Below are 26,058 nucleotides of genomic sequence, written 5' to 3' on the forward strand. Positions count from 1 at the left end.
TACCGCAGGGCAGGGCCATGACCTCCAACCACTCCGCGCCGCTGGTCGGCATCGTGATGGGTTCCCGTTCGGATTGGGAGACCATGCAACACGCAGCTCAGAAGCTCGACGCGCTGGGCGTGCCGTACGAAGTCAAGGTGGTCTCGGCGCACCGCACCCCGGACGTCTTGTTCGCCTACGCCGAACAGGCGGGCGCCCGTGGACTGCGCGCGATCATCGCCGGCGCCGGCGGCGCGGCGCATCTGCCGGGCATGCTGGCTGCCAAGACTGCAGTGCCGGTGCTTGGTGTGCCGGTGCAGTCCAAGGCGCTTAACGGCATGGATTCGCTGCTGTCGATCGTGCAGATGCCGGCCGGTATTCCGGTGGCCACCTTCGCCATCGGCAATGCGGGTGCGGCCAATGCGGCGTTGTTTGCGGCGGCCATGCTGGCGCCGGAGCAGACGCAGATCGGTCAGGCGCTGGCGCAGTTCCGCGCCAAGCAGACCGACGATGTCATGGCCAGCGACGACCCGCGCCAATGAGCACGCTCGGCATTCTGGGTGGCGGCCAGCTGGCGCGCATGCTGGTACTGGCCGGTGCGCCGCTCGGCATACGCTTTGCGGTCTTCGATCCGGCAGCCGATGCCTGCGCTGGCCAGGTGGCACCGCTGCAGGTTGGCGCGTTCGATGACGTGGCGACCCTTGCCGCATTCGCCGAGCAGGTGGATGTGATCACTTTCGATTTCGAAAACGTGCCGGCCACCAGCGCGCAGCAACTTGCCGCCCAGGTGCCGGTGTTTCCCAGTCCGGCTGCGCTTGCGGTTGCACAGGACCGGCTCAGCGAAAAAACCTTGTTCCGCGAGCTCGGCATTCCGGTGCCGGAGTTTGCCGCGATCGACGACCGCGCCGGCCTGGATGCAGCGCTCGCACGGATCGGCACGCCCTGCGTGCTGAAGACGCGCCGCTTCGGCTACGACGGCAAGGGCCAGTTCCGTATCAAGTCGCTCGCCGATGCCGATGCAGCGTGGGACGCGCTGGGCGCACAGGCGGCGCACGTCGGATTGATCGTGGAAGCGTTCGTGCCGTTCCAGCGCGAGGTCAGCGTGGTTGCAGTGCGTGGGCGCGATGGCGAATTCCGCGCCTGGCCATTGACCGAAAACTGGCATGTGGACGGTGTGCTGTCGGCCAGCCTGGCACCGGCCAGCGTGGAGGCGGCACTCCAAGCCTCGGCCGAATCGCACGCGCGTGCCGTGGCGGAAAAGCTCGACTACGTCGGCGTATTTGCGCTGGAGCTGTTCGTGCGCGACGGTGAGTTGCTTGCCAACGAAATGGCGCCGCGCGTGCATAACTCGGGGCATTGGACCATCGAAGGCGCCGAGACCTCGCAATTCGAAAATCATGTGCGGGCGGTCCTTGGCTTGCCACTGGGCAGTACTGCGATGCGTGGCCACGCCTGCATGCTCAACTGGCTGGGTGCGATGCCAGACGCCAGGGCGTTTCTGGCGGTGCCCGGTGGGCATTGGCACGACTACGGCAAGCAAGCGCGCGATGGACGCAAGGTGGGGCACGCAACGCTGCGCGCGGAGACGGCGCAGGCGCTTGCGCTGGCAGTGAGCGATGCCGGCGCGGCGCTGCAGCGCGATGCGCAAGCCCGGCCGGTGATTGCGCGTTTGAACGAAGGGTGATGGGCGCAGCATGTCGGTGGCCATGATGTGCGACGTCACGCGCTGTCTGCGAGGCAAGTCGGTGTCGGACGCGGACCCGTCCTGCAATGTTTCAGCAGATGAGCCAGTCTGCATCTGCGACTGAAAGCTGAGCGGGCAGGTCAGCCCAGTCGGCTTGCGACAAAATCCCAGTTCACCAGCTTCCAGAAAGCCTCCAGGTAGCGCGCGCGATCCTGCTGGTAGTCAAGGTAATACGCATGCTCCCAGATGTCGCAGGCGAGCAGCGGAACGTCCGGCCCGGTGAGCGGGGTGGAGGCATTGGGTGTGGCGACCACCGCCAACGCGCCGTCCGGGCGCTGCACCAGCCACACCCAGCCCGAGCCGAAGCTGGTCAAGGCCACACGATTGAACTCCTGCTTGAAATGCAAGAAGTCGCCGAACGATTTGGCGATGCCCTCGCCCAGCCGCCCAAGCGGCTCCCCGCCAGCGCGCGGACGCAGGCACTGCCAATAGAAATTGTGGTTCCACACCTGCGCGGCGAGATGAAACAACGTGCCCTGCGCCTGGGCGATGATTTCTTCCAGCGTCAGCTCGGCCAATTCGCTGCCTTCCAGGCGCGCGTTGAGCTGTTCGACCTCGCTGCGGTGACAGACGCCGTGATGCGCTTCCAGTGTCGCAGACGACAGATGCGGTTCCAGGGCAGCGCGGGAGTAGGGCAGTGCAACGTGTTCGATCGGCATGATGTCAGTGGCAGCGAAGGGAGTGCGGCGATAGGTCGCGCTGAAGGCTTACAATGCGCGCCTTTGCGGAAGTCTATCCGACCCGGCGGTCGGGCCTGCCGCTCCCAGTCAGGAGAGTCCAATGCCGGTGATGGAACGGATCCAGGCCGAAGTCGAACAACACCCGATCGTGCTGTTCATGAAAGGCACCCCGCAATTTCCGATGTGCGAGTTTTCCAGTCGCGCCGTGCAGGCCCTGGTCGCCGCCGGTGCCGACCAACTGCGCACGGTCAACGTGTTGGAAGAACCCGAAGTGCGCGCCAATCTGCCGCGCTACTCCAACTGGCCCACGTTTCCGCAGCTGTTCATCCATGGCGAGCTGATCGGCGGCTGCGACATCACGCTGGAGCTGTTCGAAGCCGGCGAGCTCAAGCGCATCGTCAGCGAGGCGTACCAGCCGTGAGTTCGGTGCAGGCCCAGTCGCAGTCGGCTGCCTTGTCGGGACGTGTCGTGCTGATCACCGGCGCCGCTGGTGGCCTCGGCGCCGCTGCGGCGCAGGCATGCGCGGCGGCAGGCGCCACGGTGGTCCTGCTTGGTCGCAAGGTGCGCCCGCTGGAACGCATCTACGACGCGGTTGCAGCGCTGGGTGACGAGCCGCTGCTATATCCGCTGGATCTGGCCGGCGCCACGCCGGACGACTACGCCACGCTTGCGCAACGGTTGCAGACCGAACTTGGTGGCCTGCATGGCCTGCTGCACTGCGCCGCCGACTTTTCCGGCCTGACGCCAACCGAACTCGTCTTACCTACCGATTTCGCACGCACCTTGCACGTCGACCTGACCGCGCGCGCCTGGCTGACCCAGGCATGCTTGCCGCTGTTGCGGCAGCAGGACGATGCGGCAGTCGTCTTCGTGGTGGACGACCCCGCGCGTGTGGGTCAGGCCTATTGGGGAGCGTATGGCGCCGCCCAGCATGCGCAGCGCGGCTTGATCGCCACCTTGCATCATGAAACCGCCGCCGGCCCGGTGCGCGTCAGCGGCCTGCAGCCCGGCCCGATGCGCACCGCATTGCGCGCACGCGCTTTCACCCATCACGAAGACAACGACGCGGTCGATGCCGCACGTTACGCCCCTGCGTGCGTCGGCGTACTGTCAGCCGCGGGGGCGACGCATCGCGGTGCGATCTGGAGTCCGCCGGTATGACCATTCTTTCCGCGGCGCTGCTGCTGTTCCTGATTCTCGACCCGCTGGGCAACATTCCAGTGTTTCTCAGCGTGCTCAAGCCGCTGCCGCCCAAGCGCCAGCGCTTCGTGCTTGCGCGTGAACTGCTGATCGCGCTGTGCGTGTTGATGGCGTTCCTGTGGGGCGGCAAGTACGCGCTGGAGCTGATGCACCTGCGGCAGGAATCGGTGGCCATTGCCGGCGGCATCGTGCTGTTTGTGATCGGCATCCGCATGATCTTCCCGCGGCCCGAGGGCCTGATGGGCGAAATCCCCGACGGCGAGCCCTTCATCGTGCCGCTGGCCATCCCGCTGGTGGCCGGCCCGTCCGGCATGGCCGCGGTGATGCTGATGGGCAGCAACGAGCCCACGCGGCTGTGGGACTGGAGCCTTGCGCTGATGATCGCCTGGATCGGCGCCTCGTCGATCCTGGCCGCCGCGCCGCTGTTGTACAAACTGCTCGGCCACCGCGCCCTGACGGCCATCGAGCGCCTGATGGGCATGCTGCTGGTCGCCATCTCGGTACAGATGTTCCTGGACGGCCTGGGCACGTACTTCAAGCTGCCGGTGTCGATATAGCGCAGCTCTCGGCGGCTTGCCGATTACCTCGGGGTATGGCCGCAATGTGCGCCGATGGGCTAGGTCTCAACCCGCACTGGCGTGGTTTACGTGCTCGCGGCCCATGGTTCCAGCGACTGACTAGCGCAACGTGGCGCCCAGACAGTCGCGGTGCCACGTGATGGTTTCTGGACGATGGGGACGGGTCGCCCTTGGCCGCTGGCGACTGTCTTGAGGTCGATCGGTCAGTGAAGCAAGACGGCAAGTGGAGTGTCATAGTCGGCGGAGTGCATGGCCATGTGGCAACCCCATGTGCGGCACGCATGCATTGGCCGAAGGCAGGCGTTTGGGCCTGTTGATCGTATCTGCCGACTCGGCAGCTCCAAAGGCGCGACGTGCGTCTCGCTCCGGTTGCGATCTTGCACGATTTGGCGACTCCGCCTTTACCTTCGCAATTCATGTAGCAGCGCGCGAAGTTTGTCACGCCGCCGTCACAATCAGGCCTTAGCGTGTTAATCTGTTGTTAACCGTTGCGGCAGCAACCAGTCGCGCGGCAAGGGACCCCAGATCATCGGCAGCCCACCCCCGGGAACGGTTGGGCTGACTGCGCCTTTTTGTCACTGCCCAACCTGTATCGAGGCTACCGAAATGACCCACCCCCGTTATCTCCGCATGTCCAAGCTGACGCTTGGCCTTGTCGCCGCGCTCGCCGCCGCTCCTGTGTTTGCGCAAAGCACCTCGGCTGGCGTCGCCGGCCTGGTGACCGGCAGCGGCGGCCAGCCCGTCCCGAACGCCGAAGTCACCATTACGCACGTGGAGTCCGGAACGGTCAGCCGCGCCACCACCGATGCCAGCGGACGCTATAACGCGCGCGGCTTGCGTGTGGGCGGCCCGTACACCATCACCATCACCGCCTCGGGCGCTGGCAACACCACCCGCGAAGGTGTGTATCTGAATCTGGACAAGGTCAACCAGGTCGATGCCGCCCTGGGCGGCGATCTGGCGACGCTTGGCACCGTGCAGGCGATCGCCGGCAACTACGGCTCGGCCATTTTCAGCGCCAACAAGATGGGCACCGGCACCAACGTGACCCGCGAAGAAATCGAGTCGCTGCCGTCGATCAACCGTAACCTGCAGGACTATGTGCGCCTGGATCCGCGCGTTGCGCAAACCGACAAGGCGCGCAACGAAATCTCCATCGCCGGCCAGAACCCGCGCTACAACGCGATCCGCGTCGACGGCATCAGCACCAACGACGCCTTCGGCCTGGAATCCAACAGCCTGCCGACCCCGCGCCAGCCGTTCTCGATGGACGTCATCGATGAAATCTCGGTGGACGTAGCGAACTACGACGTCACGATCAGTGGCGGCACCGGGGGCGTGATCAATGCCGTCACCAAATCGGGTACTAACGAATTCCACGGCTCGGTCTACGGCACATATCGCGAGAACGATTGGTCGGGCAAGAACCAGAACAATATCCGCCCGCAGCTGTTCGACAACGAAGCGACGTATGGTCTGACCCTGGGTGGCCCGATCGTCAAGGACAAATTGTTCTTCTTCGCGAACTACGAGAAGTACAAGGGCAAGGGCGTGTTTACCGGTAACAGTGGCTACGGTCCGACCGGTTCTGGTGCCAGCAATGAAGTCGGTATTACCCAGGCGCAGGTCGATCAGGTGATCGATATCTCGCGCAATGTCTATGGCTTCGACCCAGGGACCCTGGCCTTGCCGGCATTGGATTCTGATTCGGAAGAGAAGGGCTTCAAGCTGGATTGGAACATCAGCGACAAGCATCGTGGTTCGTTCCGCTATGGCAAGTCCGAGCAGAGCACGGCCAATCTCAACGGTTTCGGCAACAACCAGCTGGCGTTGAACTCGTACCATTATGTGCGCGACTTCGAACTCGAGACCTACACCGGTCAGTTGTTCAGCGACTGGACCGATACCTTCTCGACCGAAGCCAAGGTGTCGTATCGCGATTACTCGGCAGTTCGTACTGCGGCATCGCAGTTGCCGGCTATCGCTGTGCGTTTCGGCAACAACACCTTAAACCTCGGTACTGAGGCCAATACCCAGGCTAACGAGTTGCGTACCGAAACCTGGAACGCGTTCTTCGCCGGCACGCTGTTCTTGAACGACCACACGGTCAAGTTCGGGTTCGACTACGAAGACAACGACATCTACAACTTGTATGGGCCGCGTGTCTTCGGTAGCTACACCTTCAATTCGGTTGCCAATTACCAGGCAAATTTGCCGAACGCGTATCGTTACTCGTATTCGCCCACCGGGATCGACAATATCGCTGCGAAGTGGGGCATGCGGAACGTGGGCGTGTTCTTGCAGGATTCTTGGGCCGTCAATAGCAACCTGACAATGAACTTCGGCCTGCGTTATGACGAGCCGATGGTGAAGAACTCACCGCAGTTCAACCAGGCTGCGTTCAACGCATTCGGTCTCCGCAATGATGAAACCATTGACGGCAACGGCTTGTGGCAGCCGCGCTTTGGTTTCAACTACACCTTCGATGCAGATCGTCCTACCCAGCTGCGTGGCGGCGTTGGTCTGTTCCAGGGTGCTGCCGCGTCGGTTTGGTTGTCCAACCCGTATTCCAACACTGGTTTGGCTTATACCGATTACAACTTCAACAACGCGTCCAACAGTGGTATCCGCTTCACGCCGGATATCAACAACCAGCCGCGCGGAACATCGGGCGCCACGCAGTCGGTCGACTTTGTTGACAAGGATCTGGGTCAGCCGGCCGTTTGGAAAGCAAACCTCGCGTTCGATACCGAGTTGCCGTGGTACGGCATCGTCGCCTCGATGGAAGGTGTGGTGACCAAGGTCAAGGAAGCGATTTATTACCAGCAGCTCAATCTTGGTAATCCGACGGCAGTTGGCCAGGATGGTCGTGATATCTACTGGAATGCCAATGGCCGCAATCCGGCTAACTGGAATTCCCTCGGTAATGCCTGTCTTCGTGAGACCGGCGTGGCGGCTGGTTCGTCATGTGTGAACAGCGGTACCGATATCCGTGCTGGTCGCAACACGAGCTTCAACGATGCCATCATCGCGCGCTCCACCGATCAGGGTGGCTCGCAGAGTTTCACTGTCGGCTTGAACAAGCCTTTCAATGACAGCGACTGGTCGTGGAGTTTGGCTTACACCTACTCGAACGCGAAGGAAGTCAGTGGTCTGACCAGTTCCACTTCGAGTTCGCAGTTGCTCAACACCGCAACCTTCCAGGCGAATGAAGAGGTCAATGCAACCTCCGCGTACGAAATTAAGGACAGTTTCCTGGGTACGCTGCAGTGGAAGCATAATTTCTTCGGGGATTTTGCAACGAAGGTCGGTCTTGTGTATCAAGGCCGCAGCGGTCGTCCCTACAGCTATACGTTCGACAACGACGCCAATGGCGACGGTCGCTCCAACGACCTGTTGTACATCCCCGCGGCGCGTGGCGATGTGCTGTTCCGTAACGCGGCTGAAGAAAACGCGTTCTGGAACTACGTCAACAACGACCAGTACTTGTCCACGCACAAGGGCCAGGTTGCCGGCCGCAATGCGGTACGTAATTCGTGGGTCAACCAATTCGATCTGCACATTGAGCAGGAGCTTCCTGGCTTCTTCGATGGCAACAAAGCGCAGATCTGGGTCGACGTCATGAATGTCGGCAATCTGCTCAACAAAAAATGGGGTCGCGTCGATGAGTACGCATTCCCGGGCTTCAAGGGCGTTGCTGAATACGGCGGTATCGATGCAGCAACTGGCAAGTACGTTTACCGCTTCAACGAGCCGGATGCCGCGACCATCTACGACGACAAGGGCATCTCCCGCTGGGCGCTGCAGCTGGGCTTCCGCTACCAGTTCTAAAGCCGGCTAGCGTGTCGATGTTTGCAAAAACGGCCGGGGTCTCCCGGCCGTTTTCTTTTGTGCGGGTGAGTACGCTAAAGTTCCGTGCATACGACAGGAGCATGCTATGGAACTCAGCAGTACGGCAGCACGGGCGCTGCCGGTGGTGGATGCGCGGATCTACCCGCGTGGTGGTCTGGATGTGTTGTCCAAGGCAGAAGTAGCCCGGTTGCGGGACGCATCCAGTGGTGGCATGCATGAGCTGTTGCGCCGTTGCGCGCTGGCCGTGCTGACCAGCGGAAGCGCATCGGACGACCCGCGCGCCGCACGCGATCTCTACCCGGATTTCGATATCCAGGTGAACCAGCAGGATCGCGGCATCCGCATCGATCTGACCAACGCGCCGGCAATGGCTTTCGTCGATGGCGAGATCATCCGCGGCGTGGCGGAGCTGTTGTTTGCCGTCGTGCGCGACCTCGCTTACATGGCCATCGAGCTCGAAGCGCAACGCGCCGATCTGGACACCAGCGAAGGCATCACCAATGCCGTGTTCGGTCAGCTGCGTAATGCGCGCATCCTGCAGCCGCTGGACCCGAACCTGGTCGTGTGTTGGGGCGGCCATTCCATCTCGCGCGACGAATACCTGTACACCAAGCAGGTCGGCTACGAGCTCGGCCTGCGCGGGCTGGATATCTGCACCGGCTGCGGCCCAGGCGCCATGAAGGGTCCGATGAAGGGCGCCACCATCGCGCATGCCAAGCAGCGCAAGCACAATACCCGCTACATCGGGGTCACCGAGCCCGGCATCATCGCCGCCGAATCGCCGAACCCGATCGTCAACCATCTGGTGATCATGCCGGACATCGAGAAGCGCCTCGAGGCCTTCGTCCGCATCGGGCACGGCATCCTGGTATTCCCGGGCGGCGTCGGCACCGCGGAGGAAATTCTCTACCTGCTCGGTATCCTGCTACGCGAAGAAAACGCGGACGTGCCGTTCCCGCTGATCCTCACTGGCCCAACCATCGCGGCGCCGTACTTCGAGCAGATCGACCGTTTCATTCGCCTCACCCTGGGGGAGGCTGCCGCCTCGCGCTACGAGATCATCGTCGGCGACCCAGTCGCCGTGGCGCGCCGCATGGCCGAAGGGGTGCACGCAGTGCGCGCGCACCGCAAGGACCAGAAAGACTCGTATTACTTCAACTGGTCCGTGCACATCCCGCTCGAGTATCAGCAACCGTTCGAGCCCAGCCACGAAGCGATGGCCGCACTGGACCTGCACCACGGCCGCCCGGCGCCGGCCCTGGCCGCCGACCTGCGCCGCGCCTTCTCCGGCATCGTGGCCGGCAACGTCAAGGAAGACGGCATGCGTCGCATCGAGGAATTCGGCCCCTTCGAAATCCACGGCGACCCCGAGATCATGCAGGCCCTGGACGAACTCCTGCGCGGCTTTGTCGAGCAGCGCCGAATGAAGATCTCTGGGGACTATCGGCCTTGTTATCGGGTGGTGACCTAAGGATTTGCAGAGTTACGGGCTGGCCGACGTCGTTCGTCGGCCATTTTTACCGCCCATCCGCGGCCGATTGCGTCGGGTGTGAACTTTGACGAAGCTGCTAGGGCCAACGCTGGGGAGCGTCTTAATGCCTGTTGTCCGTTCACGCGGGTTCACTCTGATTGAACTCATGGTCACTATCGCTGTGCTTGCGATCATGGCCGCCATCGCTTACCCGAGCTTCCAGGGAGTCTTGCGATCAAACCGGGTGGCTGCCGCCAACAACGAGCTCATTGCTCTTCTGAATCTTTCGAGAAGCGAGGCCATCCGCAACGGTCAAGGCGGAGGCATCTGTGGCAGCTCTAACGGGAGTAGCTGCGACGGCAACTGGAGTGGGGGAGTCATGGCTTGGAGCGACACCAACGGGAACGGCGGCTTTGACGCCGGGGAAACGGTGCTGCGCTACTCGACCGGCAATCCCTTGCTTGTTGTCCAGGGGCCAACCAGCGGGACGGTAATTGCCTTCGATGCCCGTGGTCGACGCCGTGCAGCTGCAGACCAGCAAGTCACTCTCCGGCCGGATCAGTGCGGTAGTCAGCCCCTGAGGCGGTCATTAACCGTGAATGCATCCGGGCAAATTCGTAGCAAAAAAGAGACCTGTGTATGAGGAAGCTTGCTCGCTTCAACGCGCGGCCGTCGCGGGGCTTCACTTTGATCGAAGTGCTGATCGCCATTCTTGTGCTGGCCTTCGGTTTACTTGGGTTCGCATTGCTGCAGACCATGAATGTACGGTTCGTACAAAGTGCAAATTACCGGACGCAAGCAACCAATCTCGCATACGACCTTATCGATCAAATGCGATCAAACCGGTACCTGGTGACGCAATACACTGCTGCTACGTTCGCTGCCGGTTCTGTTACCCCGGCGGGTGCTTGTGCTTACCCCACCGGCACTGCGGTTCCTGTCGCTCAAAACATTGCGCGATGGCAGTGTCAGGTCGCAAAAGCGTTGGGAGATAAAGCTGCGGCTACGGTCACTTATGTAAATGGAGTGGCGACAGTGTCGATCAGCTGGGGCGATCAGCGTTGGGATAAGGATAATCCCGACACCATTACAAGTTTTGCCTTGCGTACGGAGATTTGACTGCGATGAGTATGTATAGGCGCAATGCGGGTGTGTCCCTGATCGAGCTCATGATTGCGATGGTGATCGGGCTGGTGCTGCTGTTGGGCGTCATCCAGGTTTTTTCCGCATCGCGTACTGCTGCACAGCTATCCGAGGGTGCCTCGCGCGCTCAGGAGAATGGGCGCTTCGCGCTGGATTATCTGGCGCGTGATATCCGGATGGCTGGGCACTTTGGATGCGTCAACGATCAGGCGCAGTTTGTGAAGGGGCAAGGCGATCCACGGGTCAATCTTTCTGCCACAACGGGGAGCGGCACACCTCTTGACTTTTCTGTATCAATTCAAGGATACGAGGCGCCGGGTACTTCTCCGGGGCAAGCGGTCACTATCGGGGCGAGCGCAGGTTCTTTCACTGGATTGCCTGCGGCAATCCAGAACCTCAGTCCAGCGCCACGAGCGGGTAGCGATATCATCGTCTTGCGTTTTCTTTCCGCCGAGGGGGTTCCTGCAACGGGCATCGTGGCGGCGGGTTCCAATACGACATTGACAATGGATGCCACCCGTTGGGCGCGGCTGACGGATGATGGCGTTGCCGCACCGACCCTGTTCGGAATTGCCGATTGCGCGCACGCCGACGTTTTTGCCGGCACGACCACGGCCGGAACCGTGGTGGCCTCAGGAGTCAACCTGTCCGGCCGATATGTCGTACAGCCCACCGGGCAGACCATGGTTTACCGTGCCGAATCGCTTGTCTACTACGTCGCCAACAATCCAGATACAGGAGAGCCTGCGCTGCGCCGGGCTCGGGCCGGAGGTAATGGCCAATACACCAGTGAAGAACTGGTAGAAGGCATCGAAAGCCTGCAATTCCTTTATGGACTGGACACTACCGAAACAATTGCGACGCAGACCCCTCCCGTTGGAAACATCACCGTGCAGAGGGTTGCCAGCGATGTTGCCGTTACCACCGATGCAGCAGCCGCTAATCAATGGCGGCGGGTCGGTCAGGTACAGGTCGGCGTTCTTGCGCGCAGTCCGACTCCTGCTGCCGCAGCAGCGCAGCGTACCGAAAATCGTCTTGGCGTATTGGGAGTAACGGTGATCCCGCCTACGACCAACGATGGACGATATCGAGCCAGCTATGAACTTTCCGTGGCTCTCCGTAACCGATTGTTCGGAAATTGATCATGAGAATGCTACCCGTGTTCGAAGAGCGCATGATGTCAAGAGTCGGACCTGGACGGGAAAAGGGTGCTGTCCTATATGTTGCGCTGATAATTTTGGTGCTATTGGCATTAATCGGTATCGCAGGCATTCAAGTCTCCGGCATGCAGGAGAAGATGGCGTCGAATTACCGGGCAGTGAATCGTGCGTTCGAGGAGGCAGAGGGAACCGTTAGAAACGCCGAGAATTCTGTGGAGAAAATCTCCAATCGAACCACGTCTTCGAGCGATACCTCTGGTCTGGTGGCTTCGGGCGACATCAAGCGGGTATGCGACGATGGCTTCGATCCGATGCAATGGGCCCAGGCGCAGACATCCAATCGTGCTGTCAATGTCCGTCAGATCGATCAATGTATCCAGGGCGAAGCAAACATCGGGATGGGCCAGCCAGTCGATCCGGCATCTCCGGTTTTTCAAATCACAGGTGTTGCTGCCGATGACAACGACAATGCCAGTTCCGAAGCGGCGATAGATACCGTTTTCAAACTCTGAAGAAACGCACATGACAGCTCACAGAAAAAAAGTGGTCCTTGCTTCGGCACTGACGGGTGCGGTTGGGTTGGGGTTCTTCATCTACACCTTGATTGCTGCGCAGGGACAGGGCGTACTGGCTCAGGCGCCGATGAACGACCAGGTGCAGACGCCTCCCGCGTTCATCATGGCGGTGGATGACTCGGGCTCGATGACATTTCAGACTCAGTTTCCGGGACAGGATGGTCAGGGATGCTGGAGCACGGCCAGGCAAAGCTTCTTTTCTGCTCAAGGCGCATTGAACACCGAGGATTCGCCAAGCGTGGGGTGTGGTTACAACCATGTCCTGCCCGGCGTTCGTATCGATGAAAACCGTCGCGGCATCCCACCCCTGGACAGCCTTGGGTTTGCGCGCTCTGCTGCCTACAACCCCACCTATTACGATCCTGTGGTCAAATACGACCCGTGGATAAATAACGATGGGAATCCTTTCCCTCAGGCGGATTTGGTCAATACGCGGATCAACCCGCTCCAGGCAGGTGCCACTGTAGCGCTTGCCTCCAACTATATGGGGGATGATTTCAGCAGCAGTTTCAGAATTCAGAACGGAATGGTGCTCCCTCGCGGTACGGGATACAAGCAGCGTTTCCAGGATAACAATGGCAATCTCTACTTCGGAAATGAACAGGTAACGACTTCCGACGTAACCTGGAATGGTGGTTCGCAGACGCTGCTGATCAGGTTCTGGCCGGCGACCTTCTTTGTGCCTTATACAAGCGACACGGACGCCAGGCCGCTTCTCGCTGGCGCTGCCGCTTACGATGCGGTCCAGCGTGATCGGGTGCGTAATGTATGTGGTACCGGCTGCGATATGTGGAAGTACACAATAAAGGCCGCAAATACTGATGCCCTTCAAAACTTTGCAAATTGGTTTTCATTCTATGGAAATCGAAATCGAGCCATCATTGCTGGCATGACCAGGTCGTTGGCTAACGTCAATAATATGCGGGTTGGTTTTTTCAGGATCAACCAGAACGCAAGTTATGACTCGGTCAATGAAAAATTGCCCATGCGCGACATGGGTACGCAGAGCGAGAAGACCGCCCTATATAATTCGATTCTAGCCCTGCCCGCTAGTGGCGGCACGCCAAATCGGCAGGCGGTCAACGCGGCTGGTATCCAGTTTCAGCGGACTGATAGTGCGGCTCCTGTCCAGTTGGCATGCCAAAAAAATGCGGTCATGCTGTTTACGGATGGATACAGCAATCAGGATGGCCCATCCGTAAGTAACGCGAGCGGCGACGGGAATATGGGAATTCCTTTTGCCGACGCGTACGACAACACCATGGGCGACATTGCTGCCAAGTATTATAATAATATTAACGGTGGCTCTCCCATTCGAGCGGATATGCCGTCTGGCTTGGTGCCCGTTCCAAGCTCATGCAACACCGCTAATGCAAGTGTGAGGTTGGATTGTCAGAAGAATCTGCATGTTAACTTCTATGGCATCACGCTGGGTGCGCGCGGTGATCTTTTCAACCCAAATGTTGTACAGGACGCGTACACGACACCGGCGATTTACCAAAACTGGCCGCCGCGCGAGAACGATGAGCGAAGCACTGTCGACGATATCTGGCATGCGGCTACGAACACGCGCGGCCAGTACATCAATGCCCGGACCCCGGCTGAAATCACTCAAGCAATGCGACGTGTGCTTTCGTCGGTGACGGCGGGCTCTTCGCCTTCAGGGACGCTGGCTCAAAGTGGTGCCCGTATCGGCGTGGGATCCTTCTCGGTTGCCCCGAACTATGAAATTGCAAATGAGGGCACCGACTGGTTTGGGCGGCTCACCGGGTACACTGTCTCGGTCAACCCGCAGACCCGCGTGGCGGTCAGCACTGCTGCATGGGAAGCTAGCGCGCGCATGCCGTCCGCTGCGGCTCGTAATGTGCTGGTGAGCAAAGCCGGGGTGGTTTCGGCGTTCAACGAGACGAATATCTCTTTGTCGGATCTGTGCACCAAGTCGACTGCACTCTACCCGGGCATGTCCCTGTGCACTGCTTCGGATCTTGCAACTCTTGGAGCGAATGCAGCGACGGCGACCGCATATCTGCGCGGGGACGCGTCTGGAGAAGTGCGAAGCGGAGGTCGCTTGCGTGACCGAACGACCGTTCTGGGCGACATCGTCAACTCGACTCCCGTGATCAGTTCTCCACTGGATGATTATGGTTACGGCAGCCTGCCGGGCAACCCGGGGGCTACCTATCAGGCCTATTTGAATACGAAAAAGGCCGGCCGTAACTATATGGTCTATGTGGGGGCCAATGATGGAATGCTGCACGGTTTCGACGGTGGTATGAATGGCGATGGCGTTATGGCCTCCAACGGCGGGGTCGAGCGTTTTGCATATATCCCGTCGACCGCACTGGGCCATATGGGCAATCTGCTCTTGCCGTATGACCCGGCCAATCAAAGCGATCAGAAATTCGGTCACCGCTACTATGTCGATGGACCCTTGGCCATCTCCGACACGTACTATGGCGGCGCATGGAAAACCAGCCTAGTCGGCACTGCTGGCGCTGGCGGCCGAAGCGTTTTTGCGATGGACGTCACGACGCCTACCAGTGTGACGGCGGCCAGCCGGCTTTGGGAGATCAGCGATCTCGACAGCTCGTTGTCCGCTGCGATACGTGCCAATATCGGATTTGTGCTCGGCAAGCCGGTCATCGTGCCGATCTTGAGTTCGAATGGCACGGTGACCTGGAAGGCGGTCTTCGGCAATGGCTACAACAGCGCTAGCGGGAAAGCCGTCCTGTTTCTTGTAGATATCAAGACAGGTACGCCGACCGTAACCATGATCGAAGCTGCCGAGAGCGGCAGTACTGTTTCCGGTAGCAACGGTTTGGGCAATATCGTGGTTGTTGATCGGTGGGGCGGCACGGGCCAGACGCAAAGGGTGCGTGATGGCTACGCAGATACTGTCTATGCTGCCGATCAAAAGGGAGCTATCTGGAAATTCGATTTGCGCAACACCACGACTGCGCTGACGGTCCCGCTGTTCACCAGTCGCACGTCTGTGGAGAATGGCGCGACATACCGGCAGCCGATCACGGGTGGCTTGGTGGCCAGTGCCGGTGAAAATGGTGGTGTGACGTTGTTCTTCGGTACTGGCAGCTTCTCTTTCCAGAACGACCCGTTCGATACAGCGATCCAGTCCCTCTATGGCATCAACGACGTCTCTGCGGGAAGCGTCACCAGCACGATTACGCGTTCGAACCTTCAGGCCAACTCGATCGCCACCTCTGGTACATCTCGCAGTCTGGTGATGGGCTCCAGTGTGGCAGGCGGGCAGGGGTGGTATGTGGATCTGCCGGCTGGCGAGCGTATGGTGGGAAATCCTAGTGTCGCGTCGGGTATCGTTTTCATACCCACTTATGTCCCCAATCCCAACAGCGTGGGTTGCGCATCCCAGGGGAGCAACTGGCTGTTTGGCTTGAACACCCGCACAGGTGGTGCGGCGCTGGATGTCGCAAGAAACGGCTCTCCCTCCGGGGCAGCTTTTGCCTCCGGGACTGCGGCGACGTCGTTGACCACGCAGGGGACGACACCCGTGAAAGACGTGGGTGTTTCAGCGATTCCACGCTTGACTCCCTCCGAGACGGGCGGGTCTCTGCCGCCCGGCGGTAGCTCTTGCTGGATGGTGATCAATGTGGCTGGCGCGCAGCCGATGTATGTTCCTTATCCCTGCGGAAGACAGTCGTGGAGGCAGATCCAGTGACGATGCTATTCGAACGTTCCCGTGCAAGAGTTATGAAGCGCGCTGCGGCGCAAGTGCGTGGCTTTACGCTCATTGAGCTGATGATTGTGGTTGCGGTGGTTGCAATCTTGTCAGCGATTGCGTACCCCAGTTACACCGAGCATGTGCGGAAGTCGAGGCGCGCACAGGCAAAGGTTGACCTGGTGGAATATGGGCAGCTGGCAGAGCGGTTCCACACGGTCCAGAACACTTACTCGGGCTTTACTCTGCCGACGAACGTGTCGCCGCGTGAGGGAGGGACGGCGGCTTATACTCTTGCCTTGACGCAGCAGACGCAGTCCGGATATGTCATCACGGCAACGCCGGCTGCTGCCCAGGCCGCCGACAAGTGCGGCACCTTGAGCATCGATCAGGCGTCTCGCAAGACCAACTCAAGGGGCACCAAATCGGATTGTTGGTAGTGGAAAAAAGCGTCTGAAGGGTGTTGCATCGGGTCTGGATCCTGCTACAATGCGGACCCCGCCCGAATAGCTCAGCCGGTTAGAGCACTTGACTGTTAATCAGGGGGTCGTTGGTTCGAGTCCAACTTCGGGCGCCAAGATGTTCAAAAAGCCGCGACGTGTCGCGGTTTTTTTTGCCTCGTCATCGGGCTGTGCAGCCGGTAGGGCTGGTGTAGCGCACGGTGCGTGCCCTTCCGGAGTTGTTGACCACCACGTCAGCGAGTCGCCTGGCGTTGCTGCAGAGGCTGATAGTGATGTTCGTGCCGCTGCTACGGCCGTTCGGCAGGAAACGAACGATTGATCGTCCAGCTGTGCTGACGATATCGATGCCGCCGGTGGCGAAGTCGTGCTCCACTCTGACCACGGATGCGGCGCTTGGCGGCTGCCCGTCGCGCCCTGGATCCTTAAAGAGGATCCATCCTTGGCTCCAGATGCGATCTGTTCGGCAACGTGTGCCGTCCACGGAGGGGCAAAGGCTGATGGGCTCGCCTTGGGTAACGGCAAGACTTCTGGCCATCGCAAGGTGCGCAGTCAGCAGGTGCACGCGGGTAGCCGCTCGCTGCCACTCGATGAGGCTTTTGAAGCTGGGCATGCCGATGGCTGCGCTGATTCCGATGATCGCCATCACGATGAGCAACTGGGCTGCGGTGTACCCTCTCGCGCTCGAATAGCCTGCTGCGTCCATTGCGCGTCTCCTTGAAGTGGAGCAAGCAGTCTCAACATCGGTTGCTTGCAAGGTAACGCTGCCTCCACTTGCATGGCTGTCAGGGTTCTACCGATGCTGGCCTCCGTAAATTCGTGCAGCCTCCCCGAGATCCGCTCCATGACCGACCGTTTTCAGCTCGTATCCCCTTATTCGCCAGCGGGCGACCAGCCTGCAGCCATCGACAAGCTGGTCGCCAACTTCGAGGCTGGCTTGGCCAAGCAGACCTTGTTGGGTGTAACGGGCTCGGGCAAGACCTACACCATTGCCAATGTGGTCCAGCAGGTGCAGAAGCCGACGCTGGTGATGGCGCCGAACAAGACGTTGGCGGCGCAGCTGTACGGCGAGTTCAAGTCGTTCTTCCCGCATAACGCAGTCGAGTACTTCGTCAGCTACTACGACTACTACCAGCCGGAGGCTTATGTGCCGTCGTCTGACACCTTCATCGAGAAGGACAGTTCGATCAATGAACACATCGAGCAGATGCGCTTGTCGGCGACCAAGACCTTGCTGTCTCGGCGCGATTCGCTGGTGGTGGCGACGGTGTCGGCGATCTATGGCCTTGGCGCGCCGGAGGACTACCTATCGCTGCGTCTGATCCTGTCGGTTGGCGAGCACATCGATCAGCGCCAGTTGATCCGCCATCTCACCGATTTGCAATACACCCGCAACGAGTTCGAACTGACGCGCGGCGCCTTTCGCGTGCGCGGCGAGGTGTTGGATGTGTTCCCGGCCGAGTCGGATACCGAAGCCTTGCGCATCGAGTTGTTCGATGGCGACATCGAACAACTGACGTTGTTCGATCCGCTCACTGGCGAAACCTTGCGCAAGTTGCAGCGCTACACCGTATACCCGAAAACCCATTACGCCACGACGCGTGAGCGTACCTTGAGTGCGGTGGACACCATCAAGGAAGAGCTGAAAGAGCGCCTGGAGCAACTCTACGCGCAGAACAAGCTGGTCGAGGCGCAACGCCTAGCGCAGCGCACGCAATTCGATCTGGAAATGATGGCCGAGGTTGGGTTTTGCAACGGTATCGAAAACTACTCGCGGCATCTCACCGGCAAGGCGCCGGGAGAGCCGCCGCCGACCTTGTTCGACTACCTGCCGCCCGACGCACTGCTGGTCATCGACGAGTCGCATGTGACGATCCCGCAGATCGGTGCGATGTACAACGGCGACCGTTCGCGCAAGGAAACGCTGGTGGAGTTCGGTTTTCGGCTGCCCTCCGCACTGGACAACCGTCCCTTGCGTTTCGAAGAGTGGGAGGCGCGTTCGCCACGCAGCATCTACGTTTCGGCAACGCCCGGTCCTTACGAGGTGCGCGAGTCGGCTGGCGAAGTCACGGAGCTGGTGGTGCGCCCGACCGGGTTGATCGACCCGGTCGTGGAGATCCGCCCGGTCGGCACACAGGTCGACGACCTGATGTCCGAAGTCCACGAGCGCATCAAGCTTGGCGATCGCGTATTGGTGACCACGTTGACCAAGCGCATGGCCGAAAACCTCACCGAGTACCTGGGCGAACACGGGATTCGGGTGCGCTACCTGCATTCGGATATCGACACCGTCGAGCGCGTGGAAATCATTCGCGATCTGCGTCTGGGCAAGTTCGATGTACTCGTGGGCATCAATCTGCTGCGCGAGGGTTTGGACATGCCGGAAGTCTCGCTGGTGGCGATCCTGGACGCCGACAAGGAAGGCTTCCTGCGGTCGACCGGTTCGCTGATCCAGACCATTGGCCGTGCCGCACGCAATCTGCGCGGCAAGGCCATCCTGTATGCCGACAAGATGACGCGTTCGATGCAGGCGGCGATCGACGAGACCGATCGTCGCCGTGAGAAGCAGGTCGAGTACAACCTGGAACATGGCATCACTCCGAAATCCGTCGAGCGGCCGATCGCCGACATCATGGAAGGCGCGCGCGACGATGCGGCCGAGAAGAAGTCGGGCAAGGGCCGTTCGAAATCACGCCATGTAGCCGAGGAGGCGCCCGATTACCGTGCCATGAAGCCTGCGGAAATCGCTGGCAAGCTCAAGAGCCTGGAGCAGAAGATGTATCAGCACGCAAAGGATCTCGAGTTCGAGGCCGCAGCCCAGATTCGCGACCAGATCCAGAAGTTGAAAGCGGCAAGTCTGGGCTAGGGTAGGGAAGTCTTGGGGCGCGGGGAGGGCTTGTGGTCCTTAAATCCCTGCGCTAGAATGCGCGCCCTGCACAGCGCAATGCTATGCAGCGAACGGGCGGTTAGCTCAGCGGTAGAGCACTACCTTGACATGGTAGGGGTCACAGGTTCGAACCCTGTACCGCCCACCACTCCAAGTCCAGATAGTACAGGGGCTTGAGTGGTTTCAAGATCGGCAGCGACGTTTGCCACTGACACCAAAGTGACCCTGCGCAAAAGTTCTTGCAGCGTGGGCATGTGTCAGCTCGGGTCTGCTGCAATGGAATCCCCACCTTCTTGCGCTGCGCGTTGCGTATCGACTGGCGATGCGGAAACGCGGCACTGGTGTATGGAAGTTGGCTGGTGGCGGTCAAAACGTCGCCGGCGAGGTACGCGGCGATGCTCGAGCGGTGCCAATCGTGCCGCGCCACCTGTCTGATCTACACGTTACGGATGATGCGTGACGCTAGCGACTTCTTGCCCCTATCTGACGGGTGAAGTCCCGATGCCGTTCTCTTCCTCCTATCTTGAAAAAGTGGCTTGATCGATCGTCGCCGGATGTCAGTTGAGCGCCGGGGCTGGTGGGTGCGTTCACTGCGAAGTGGGCGCTTCGTTCGGTAAGCCAGGCTATCGCAGTGCCTTTCCACGCGAAGGCGTAGGCAGTCCAGGTCTTCGGCCGCCCGTACGCGTCTTCGAAAGCGCACCGAGAGTGCCTCGGCTGTGGGAAATACGCGCTCAGCGCGGTTGTTTTGCGGGTCAGCGCTGCCTACCGCAGCCCAGTCAGTCGATATCGCTTTCACCGTCACACGTCTTGCTTTAGCATCGCCACCGCGCTGACGGAAAGGAAGGCTGGCGATGGACGAATATCAGCACACTGTGCTGACCAGGGGTGGGTACCGTGTTGTGGCGATTACGCGTGACGAGGTGTACGCACCCGACGCCGTCGTGGCATACGCCGTTGTGACCGATGCGGGTACGCGAATCACTCCGGATTTGTCCCTCGACCAGGCCAAGGTCTGGATCGATTCGCTGGTGGAGAGCGAGAGTGGCGGGCGCAAGTCCGGCCTTGTCGACCATAAGCCGGTCGTGCGTCGCTAGCCCGCCATCGTGATGCAAGCCTAAGGAGAAGGGCGCATGTCCAAACCAAAAATCATCGCAATTGCCACGCTGGTGGCGGTGCTAGCCGGATATTGCCTGTCCGGCTATCTGACCCTGCTGTTGCTGCGGCTCGACACCGGTCTGTACGGGTGGGACACCTACTACCGCTATTTCAGCGCGCTTGGGTTGCCCCAAGTGGCGCCTTACGCGACCAAGATCAAGATTGCGGGCGTGCTTGGATTCGGGCTGCCGGTGCTGGTCTGGGCGATTGCCGTTGTGCTCATCGTCAAGCCCAAGGCGCGCGCCCTGCACGGTGACGCGCGCTTCGCCGGCGCCGCCGATCTCTCCAAGCACGGGCTGTTCAAGCCCAGCGGAAACGGCATCGTCGTCGGCAAGTTCAACGGCAAGCTGGTGCGATTGAGCGGCCAACAATTCGTGATTCTTGCTGCACCGACGCGCTCGGGTAAGGGCGTCGGTGTCGTCATCCCGAACCTCTTGGAGTATCAAGAGTCGGTCGTGGTCCTGGACATCAAGCAGGAGAACTTCGACCTGACCAGTGGCTGGCGTGCCAGCCAGGGCCACGAGGTCTTCCTGTTCAATCCGTTCGCCGAAGACCGTCGCACGCATCGCTGGAATCCGTTGACCTATGTGTCGAACGATCCCGCATTTCGCGTTTCGGATTTGATGAGCATCGCAGCGATGTTGTACCCGGACGGGTCCGACGACCAGAAGTTCTGGGTGAGCCAGGCGCGCAACGCCTTCATGGCGTTCGCGTTGTACCTGTTCGAAAACTGGGACGAGGAGCTCTCGCTCGGTTTTCCGGGTGGGGCAGGGGCACCCACCTTGGGCGGAATTTATCGCCTTTCGTCGGGTGACGGCACCGATCTCAAGAAATATCTGAAGTCGCTGTCCGAGCGGCGGTTCCTCAGCAGCAACGCCAAGTCGGCCTTTGCCAACCTGCTGTCACAGGCGGATGAGACCTTCGCCTCGATCATGGGCACCTTGAAGGAGCCGCTCAATGCGTGGATCAATCCGGTTCTGGACGCTGCCACCAGTGCGGACGACTTCGTGCTCACGGACCTTCGCAAGAAGAAGATGAGCATCTACATCGGCATCCAGCCCAACAAGCTGGCCGAAAGCCGCCTGATCATCAACCTGCTCTTCAGCCAGATCATCAACCTCAACACCCGCGAACTGCCCAAATCCAACCCTGAGCTCAAGTATCAGTGCCTGCTGCTGATGGACGAATTCACCTCGATCGGCAAGGTGGACATCATCGCGACCGCGGTAGCCTACATGGCCGGCTACAACATCCGCCTGCTGCCCATCATCCAAAGCATGGCCCAGCTGGACGCGACCTACGGCAAAGATCTGTCACGCACCATCATCACCAATCACGCCCTGCAGATCCTTTACGCACCACGCGAACAGCAGGACGCCAACGACTATTCCGAGATGCTGGGATACACCACCATCAAGAAGAAGAACGTCACCAGAGGGCGGGAGACCACCCATAGCGTGTCAGAAGAACGCCGGGCGCTGATGTTGCCGCAGGAGCTCAAGGCGATGGGCAATGAAAAGGAAGTGTTCTTGTACGAGGGAATCCCGCACCCGGTGAAGTGCGACAAGATCCGCTACTACGAGGATCGCCACTTCACTGCGCGCTTGTTGCCGAAAACCGAAGTGAAGACGCTTACCATCAGAGTGTGATTTGTGTCTCGTTTGCAGCGCAGGGCTTGGTGCGCAATTCTTGACGGATCTGCTTGTTAAGGGCAAAGTTAGCAAGAGTCTGCGGTTTAGATCGATGGTCGTAGGGGAGCGGCGCCGGATGGGGCCGTACTGGAGTAAGGCTATGGATGGTTTGTCAGCGTATTCATTTTTTTCAGCAGCACACACTTGCAACTGGGGCGACCCAGCGGGTCGTAGGACTGCGAAAAACGCATCAATAACAAGTTTCCTCCGGTACCCACTGGTGCGCGGAGGCTTAGTGCTGTCCGTCTTAAGCCCGAAATCTCATGAGTTGGAGAAGTCAGAGTGAATCCGATGTATGTGTCCAAGCTGTCGTTGGTGCTAGTGGCTGCAGCATTGGTAGGCGCGTGCGCGACCAAGCCTGCTCCTGACTTTGGTGGTCGTTGGAAGCACGTCAACCACTTTGACGAGGCGCCCACCGAAATCCCGCTCTACACCTCGTACACGTATCAGGCCACGCCCATGGACGGCACGCTGAAGACCATGCTGGAGCGCTGGGCGGCGGATTCCAATATGCAGTTGTCCTACAACTTGCCATCGGACTACACCTTGATCGGGCCAGTTTCCGCAATCAGCACGACCAGCGTCCAACAGGCTGCCACCGAGCTGAGTGCCGTGTACGCAGCCCAAGGAGTCTCGGTGTCGGTTTCTGCCAACAAGTTGCTGGTCCAACCAGTGCCGGTGTCGTCTGGCGCCAAGCTCTAAGGGCTGCCGTCTGCGTGATGCCTTCGGGCATCGAGGCTTCGGTATTCCTACCTTCTCAAGTACCCGCGACGCGTTGCGGCGATAGTTTCAGGCCTGACAAGGCCTCACGGTGACGGATCTAGACATGTTGCGTAAGAAGGTCAGTGAAAAGGACGGTTCCGCCCAAGTAGGCGCGGCCGTTCAAAAAGCGGTGAATTACGAGGTCAGCATTGCCGACCTCGCGCGCCGCAGCGAAAAGCGTGCCTGGATCGTGGCGACCCTGTCGATGCTCGTCACCGTCATGACAGCGGGCGGCTACTACTACATGCTGCCGCTGAAGGAGAAAGTGCCGTATCTCGTCATGGCAGATGCGTATTCGGGTACTAGCACCATCGCCAAGCTTGAGCCCAACTTCGGTGGTCGAGCAATCAGCACCAGCGAGGCGCTGGCGCGTAGCAATATCGCGCGTTTCATTATTGCGCGTGAGTCGTTTGATCTTTCCATTATTGGTCAGCGTGACTGGAACACGGTCTCGGCAATGGGGTCGACAAATGTAGTGAGCGAATATCGCGCGCTGCACTCCGCCAACAACCCGTCGAGGCCGCTGAATACGTACGGCAAGCTCCGTGCAATTCGCGTCAATATTTTGAGTATTACCTTGATTGGCGGCAACGGGAAGGCGTATACCGGGGCAACCGTGCGCTTCCAGCGAACCGTTTATGACAAGAACTCCACGGTTTCGACGTTACTGGACAACAAGATCGCCACGATGGGGTTCGTCTACCAGGATAATCTTGAGATGAGCGATAGCCTGAGGGTGGAAAATCCTCTGGGCTTTCGGGTCACTGATTACCGCGTAGATAATGATTACTCCGCGCTTCCCGTTGCCCCAGCGGCTGGCGCGGTTATCAATGCTCAGCCTCAGGCAGCAGTGCAGCAGCAGGTCATGCAGCAGCCGATGCCTGGGATGGCCGATCCAAATGCAGCAGGTGCCGCCATTGCACCTCAAGCGGGCGTTCCGCTGCAACAAGGCATGCAGCAACAAGGTGGCGCGCCTCAGCAACAGGCGCAGCCAGCATTTCCTGATCAAATGCAGCCGGCCGGTCAGCTGCAAGCGCAGCCTGCAATGCAACCCCCAGGGATGCCCAAGAATGTCAATGGAGCAAGTGGTCGATGAAACTTTTTAACCGATATAGGGTTGCGTTGTTGTCAGCGCTACCACTTGCGCTGTGTGCCTTGTCAGCAGCTGCTCAGGTGGTACAGGAATATGAGTATGCACCCGACCGTATCTATCAGGTGCGCACAGGCCTTGGCATTACCACTCAGGTGGAGCTGAGCCCGAACGAAAAAATTCTGGATTACAGCACCGGTTTCACTGGTGGATGGGAGCTCACGCGGCGAGAGAATGTTTTTTATCTCAAGCCTAAAAACGTCGACGTCGATACGAACATGATGATTCGTACCGCGACGCATTCTTATATTCTTGAGCTCAAGGTGGTGGCAACAGATTGGCAACGTCTCGAGCAGGCGAAGCAAGCGGGTGTCCAATATAAGGTTGTGTTTACCTACCCGAAGGACACAAGCTTCAATAATGTCGCGGATGCGGATACTTCGAAGAACGGCCCGCTACTGAATGCCAAGATCTTGAAGGATCGTCGTTACTATTACGATTACGATTATGCGACACGGACCAAGAAGTCCTGGTTGATCCCAAGCCGTGTCTATGATGACGGTAAATTCACTTATATCAATATGGATCTGACGCGTTTTCCGACTGGAAATTTTCCTGCGGTCTTCGCTCGCGAGAAAGAGCACGCCGAAGATTTTCTCGTTAATACGACGGTGGAAGGAAATACTCTGATCGTGCACGGAACCTACCCTTTCCTGGTGGTTCGTCATGGCGATAACGTCGTCGGTCTGCGAAGGAACAAGCAAAAGTGAATTCGAATATTCCAAACAGCCCTGATGAGCGCATCCAGAACCATGGCGGCGATGAGCAGCACAACGGCGACCACAACGAGCGCAACAATCCTTACTTCGCGCGCCAGCAGGCCAGTGCGGAACCGGACCTGGATGCCAATGAGCCGATCTTAAGATCGAGCGACATCAAGCGACTTAATCGCAAGGCCCTGGTGTTTCTTGCAGCCATTGCAGCTCTCTTGATTCTCGCCATCTTCTGGCTAGCGACGCAAAGCGGGGAGGATTCCGCGCCCCCGAAGCCGCGTACCGAGACGGTGGTCGCACCTGCGTTGCCGCAGAGCATGACTGCGCCGGTTGAGGAAGCGCCAGTCCCGCTAGCTCAGCAGCCCAGTTTGCCGCCACTGCCGCCAATGCCGACCGACAATAGCGAAGAGGTCAGCTCCGCACCGGAACGTCAGCGCGGACCAACGCTGTTGGAGCGTCGCATTCTTGCCGAGTCTGCTGCAAATAGCGGTGGGGTTCCCGGTCAACTTGGGGCACAGCCTGCGCCTACTCAGGAAGATGGTCCGGTCACGCTCGCCAAGCCGATCAGCAACCCGGACGGTCTGCTAGTGCGCGGTACCTATATTCGCTGCATCCTGGAGACTCGCATCATCTCCGATTTCGGCGGCTATACATCGTGCATCGTCACCGAGCCGGTCTACTCCATCAATGGGCACAACCTGCTTCTTCCGAAAGGGTCCAAGATGCTGGGTCAGTACAGCGCCGGTGAGCCGACCTCTCATCGTCTCCAAGTTGTCTGGGACCGCGTTACTACGCCTACCGGTTTGGATGTCACGCTCATGGGTCCAGGCATCGATACGCTCGGGAGCTCCGGTCATCCGGGTAACTACAACGCACATTGGGGTAACAAAATTGCTTCAGCCCTGTTCATCAGTCTGCTGAGCGACGCATTCAAGTATGCAGCAGCGGAATATGGCCCCGAGACCACAACAATTGGCGTGGGCTCCGGCATCGTTACCCAGCAACCGTTTGAGAGTAATACCGCGCGTAGCATGCAGCAGCTTGCGGAGCAGGCGGTTGAAAAGTCGGGGCGTCGTCCTGCCACACTGACGATCAACCAAGGAACCGTGTTGAACGTCTACGTTGCCAAGGACGTCGATTTCTCGGCTGTCCTGCCGAAGTGAATG

Annotated in this window: 22 protein-coding genes and 2 tRNA genes; 22 read left to right on the top strand and 2 right to left on the bottom strand. The window is 59.6% G+C overall.

Annotation, left to right across the window (positions count from 1 at the left end; genetic code table 11):
- Window positions 1–17: 17 nt before the first annotated feature.
- Window positions 18–521, top strand: coding sequence for a 5-(carboxyamino)imidazole ribonucleotide mutase (purE, locus tag EO156_RS20355; RefSeq protein WP_003485592.1), 504 nt, complete (start codon window positions 18–20; stop codon window positions 519–521).
- Window positions 518–1,663, top strand: a complete 1,146-nt coding sequence (locus tag EO156_RS20360) for a 5-(carboxyamino)imidazole ribonucleotide synthase (RefSeq protein WP_016848692.1) — start codon at window positions 518–520, stop codon at window positions 1,661–1,663. Before purE ends, EO156_RS20360 begins: the two co-directional genes overlap by 4 nt.
- A gap of 140 nt (window positions 1,664–1,803) precedes the next feature.
- On the opposite strand, the gene EO156_RS20365 is transcribed toward EO156_RS20360, so the two are convergent.
- Window positions 1,804–2,382, bottom strand: coding sequence for a Fe-Mn family superoxide dismutase (locus tag EO156_RS20365; RefSeq protein ID WP_016848693.1), 579 nt, complete (start codon window positions 2,380–2,382; stop codon window positions 1,804–1,806).
- 121 nt (window positions 2,383–2,503) lie between these two features.
- On the opposite strand from EO156_RS20365, the gene grxD reads away from it, so the two are divergent.
- The 12 genes from grxD to EO156_RS20430 all read left to right on the top strand — a co-directional run bounded on the left by grxD (window position 2,504) and on the right by EO156_RS20430 (window position 16,653).
- Window positions 2,504–2,824, top strand: coding sequence for a Grx4 family monothiol glutaredoxin (grxD, locus tag EO156_RS20370; protein ID WP_003485599.1), 321 nt, complete (start codon window positions 2,504–2,506; stop codon window positions 2,822–2,824).
- Window positions 2,821–3,564: an SDR family NAD(P)-dependent oxidoreductase gene (locus tag EO156_RS20375; protein ID WP_016848694.1), complete on the top strand. Its 744-nt coding sequence runs from the start codon at window positions 2,821–2,823 to the stop codon at window positions 3,562–3,564. The genes grxD and EO156_RS20375 overlap by 4 nt, the downstream gene beginning before the upstream one ends.
- On the top strand, window positions 3,561–4,160 hold the full coding sequence (locus EO156_RS20380) for a YhgN family NAAT transporter (RefSeq protein WP_003485603.1): 600 nt from the start codon (window positions 3,561–3,563) through the stop codon (window positions 4,158–4,160). The genes EO156_RS20375 and EO156_RS20380 overlap by 4 nt, the downstream gene beginning before the upstream one ends.
- Window positions 4,161–4,787: 627 nt before the next feature.
- The gene (locus tag EO156_RS20390) at window positions 4,788–8,012 is read left to right on the top strand and encodes a TonB-dependent receptor (protein WP_011051760.1); all 3,225 of its coding nucleotides are present in this window, start codon (window positions 4,788–4,790) and stop codon (window positions 8,010–8,012) included.
- A 106-nt stretch (window positions 8,013–8,118) separates the two neighbouring features.
- On the top strand, window positions 8,119–9,504 hold the full coding sequence (ppnN, locus tag EO156_RS20395) for a nucleotide 5'-monophosphate nucleosidase PpnN (RefSeq protein WP_016848695.1): 1,386 nt from the start codon (window positions 8,119–8,121) through the stop codon (window positions 9,502–9,504).
- Between the two features lie 124 nt (window positions 9,505–9,628).
- Window positions 9,629–10,147 carry a Tfp pilus assembly protein FimT/FimU gene (locus tag EO156_RS20400; protein ID WP_005914249.1) on the top strand — a complete coding sequence of 173 codons (519 nt, stop codon included), beginning with the start codon at window positions 9,629–9,631 and terminating at the stop codon, window positions 10,145–10,147.
- On the top strand, window positions 10,144–10,623 hold the full coding sequence (gene pilV / locus EO156_RS20405; protein ID WP_005920241.1) for a type IV pilus modification protein PilV: 480 nt from the start codon (window positions 10,144–10,146) through the stop codon (window positions 10,621–10,623). The genes EO156_RS20400 and pilV overlap by 4 nt, the downstream gene beginning before the upstream one ends.
- A gap of 5 nt (window positions 10,624–10,628) precedes the next feature.
- Window positions 10,629–11,789 (top strand): PilW family protein, encoded by a 1,161-nt coding sequence (locus EO156_RS20410; RefSeq protein ID WP_016848697.1) that lies wholly within the window; start codon window positions 10,629–10,631, stop codon window positions 11,787–11,789.
- Window positions 11,790–11,791: 2 nt separating this feature from the next.
- A complete protein-coding gene (locus tag EO156_RS20415; protein ID WP_005914246.1) occupies window positions 11,792–12,319 on the top strand; it encodes a PilX N-terminal domain-containing pilus assembly protein in 528 nt (175 codons plus the stop codon).
- Window positions 12,320–12,329: 10 nt separating this feature from the next.
- Entirely contained in the window at window positions 12,330–16,076 is a 3,747-nt protein-coding gene (locus EO156_RS20420; RefSeq protein WP_005920244.1) for a PilC/PilY family type IV pilus protein, read from the top strand.
- A 32-nt stretch (window positions 16,077–16,108) separates the two neighbouring features.
- Complete coding sequence (locus EO156_RS20425; RefSeq protein ID WP_005920246.1) at window positions 16,109–16,516, top strand: type IV pilin protein; 408 nt, start codon at window positions 16,109–16,111, stop codon at window positions 16,514–16,516.
- Window positions 16,517–16,576: 60 nt separating this feature from the next.
- Window positions 16,577–16,653, top strand: a tRNA-Asn gene (locus tag EO156_RS20430).
- Between the two features lie 44 nt (window positions 16,654–16,697).
- Here EO156_RS20430 and EO156_RS20435 read toward each other — a convergent pair.
- Window positions 16,698–17,240, bottom strand: a complete 543-nt coding sequence (locus EO156_RS20435) for a GspH/FimT family pseudopilin (RefSeq protein WP_016848700.1) — start codon at window positions 17,238–17,240, stop codon at window positions 16,698–16,700.
- A 138-nt stretch (window positions 17,241–17,378) separates the two neighbouring features.
- Here EO156_RS20435 and uvrB point away from each other — a divergent pair, with 138 nt between their 5' ends.
- From uvrB to EO156_RS20475, 8 genes are all read left to right on the top strand, one after another.
- Window positions 17,379–19,400 (top strand): excinuclease ABC subunit UvrB, encoded by a 2,022-nt coding sequence (gene uvrB, locus EO156_RS20440; RefSeq protein WP_016848701.1) that lies wholly within the window; start codon window positions 17,379–17,381, stop codon window positions 19,398–19,400.
- A 94-nt stretch (window positions 19,401–19,494) separates the two neighbouring features.
- Window positions 19,495–19,569 (top strand) — tRNA-Val (locus EO156_RS20445).
- 703 nt (window positions 19,570–20,272) lie between these two features.
- Window positions 20,273–20,515 (top strand): hypothetical protein, encoded by a 243-nt coding sequence (locus tag EO156_RS20450; protein WP_005920251.1) that lies wholly within the window; start codon window positions 20,273–20,275, stop codon window positions 20,513–20,515.
- Between the two features lie 36 nt (window positions 20,516–20,551).
- Window positions 20,552–22,225: a type IV secretory system conjugative DNA transfer family protein gene (locus EO156_RS20455; protein WP_005920253.1), complete on the top strand. Its 1,674-nt coding sequence runs from the start codon at window positions 20,552–20,554 to the stop codon at window positions 22,223–22,225.
- Window positions 22,226–22,558: 333 nt separating this feature from the next.
- Entirely contained in the window at window positions 22,559–22,969 is a 411-nt protein-coding gene (locus tag EO156_RS20460) for a TcpQ domain-containing protein (protein WP_005914237.1), read from the top strand.
- Window positions 22,970–23,093: 124 nt separating this feature from the next.
- Complete coding sequence (locus EO156_RS20465) at window positions 23,094–24,125, top strand: type IV secretion system protein (RefSeq protein WP_016848702.1); 1,032 nt, start codon at window positions 23,094–23,096, stop codon at window positions 24,123–24,125.
- Window positions 24,122–24,889: a TrbG/VirB9 family P-type conjugative transfer protein gene (locus tag EO156_RS20470; RefSeq protein ID WP_005920257.1), complete on the top strand. Its 768-nt coding sequence runs from the start codon at window positions 24,122–24,124 to the stop codon at window positions 24,887–24,889. Before EO156_RS20465 ends, EO156_RS20470 begins: the two co-directional genes overlap by 4 nt.
- Complete coding sequence (locus EO156_RS20475; RefSeq protein WP_016848703.1) at window positions 24,886–26,055, top strand: TrbI/VirB10 family protein; 1,170 nt, start codon at window positions 24,886–24,888, stop codon at window positions 26,053–26,055. Before EO156_RS20470 ends, EO156_RS20475 begins: the two co-directional genes overlap by 4 nt.
- Window positions 26,056–26,058: the final 3 nt, after the last annotated feature.

Origin of the sequence: Xanthomonas sp. DAR33341 (assembly GCF_003992815.1) — a bacterium.
Lineage (GTDB): Bacteria > Pseudomonadota > Gammaproteobacteria > Xanthomonadales > Xanthomonadaceae > Xanthomonas > Xanthomonas cissicola.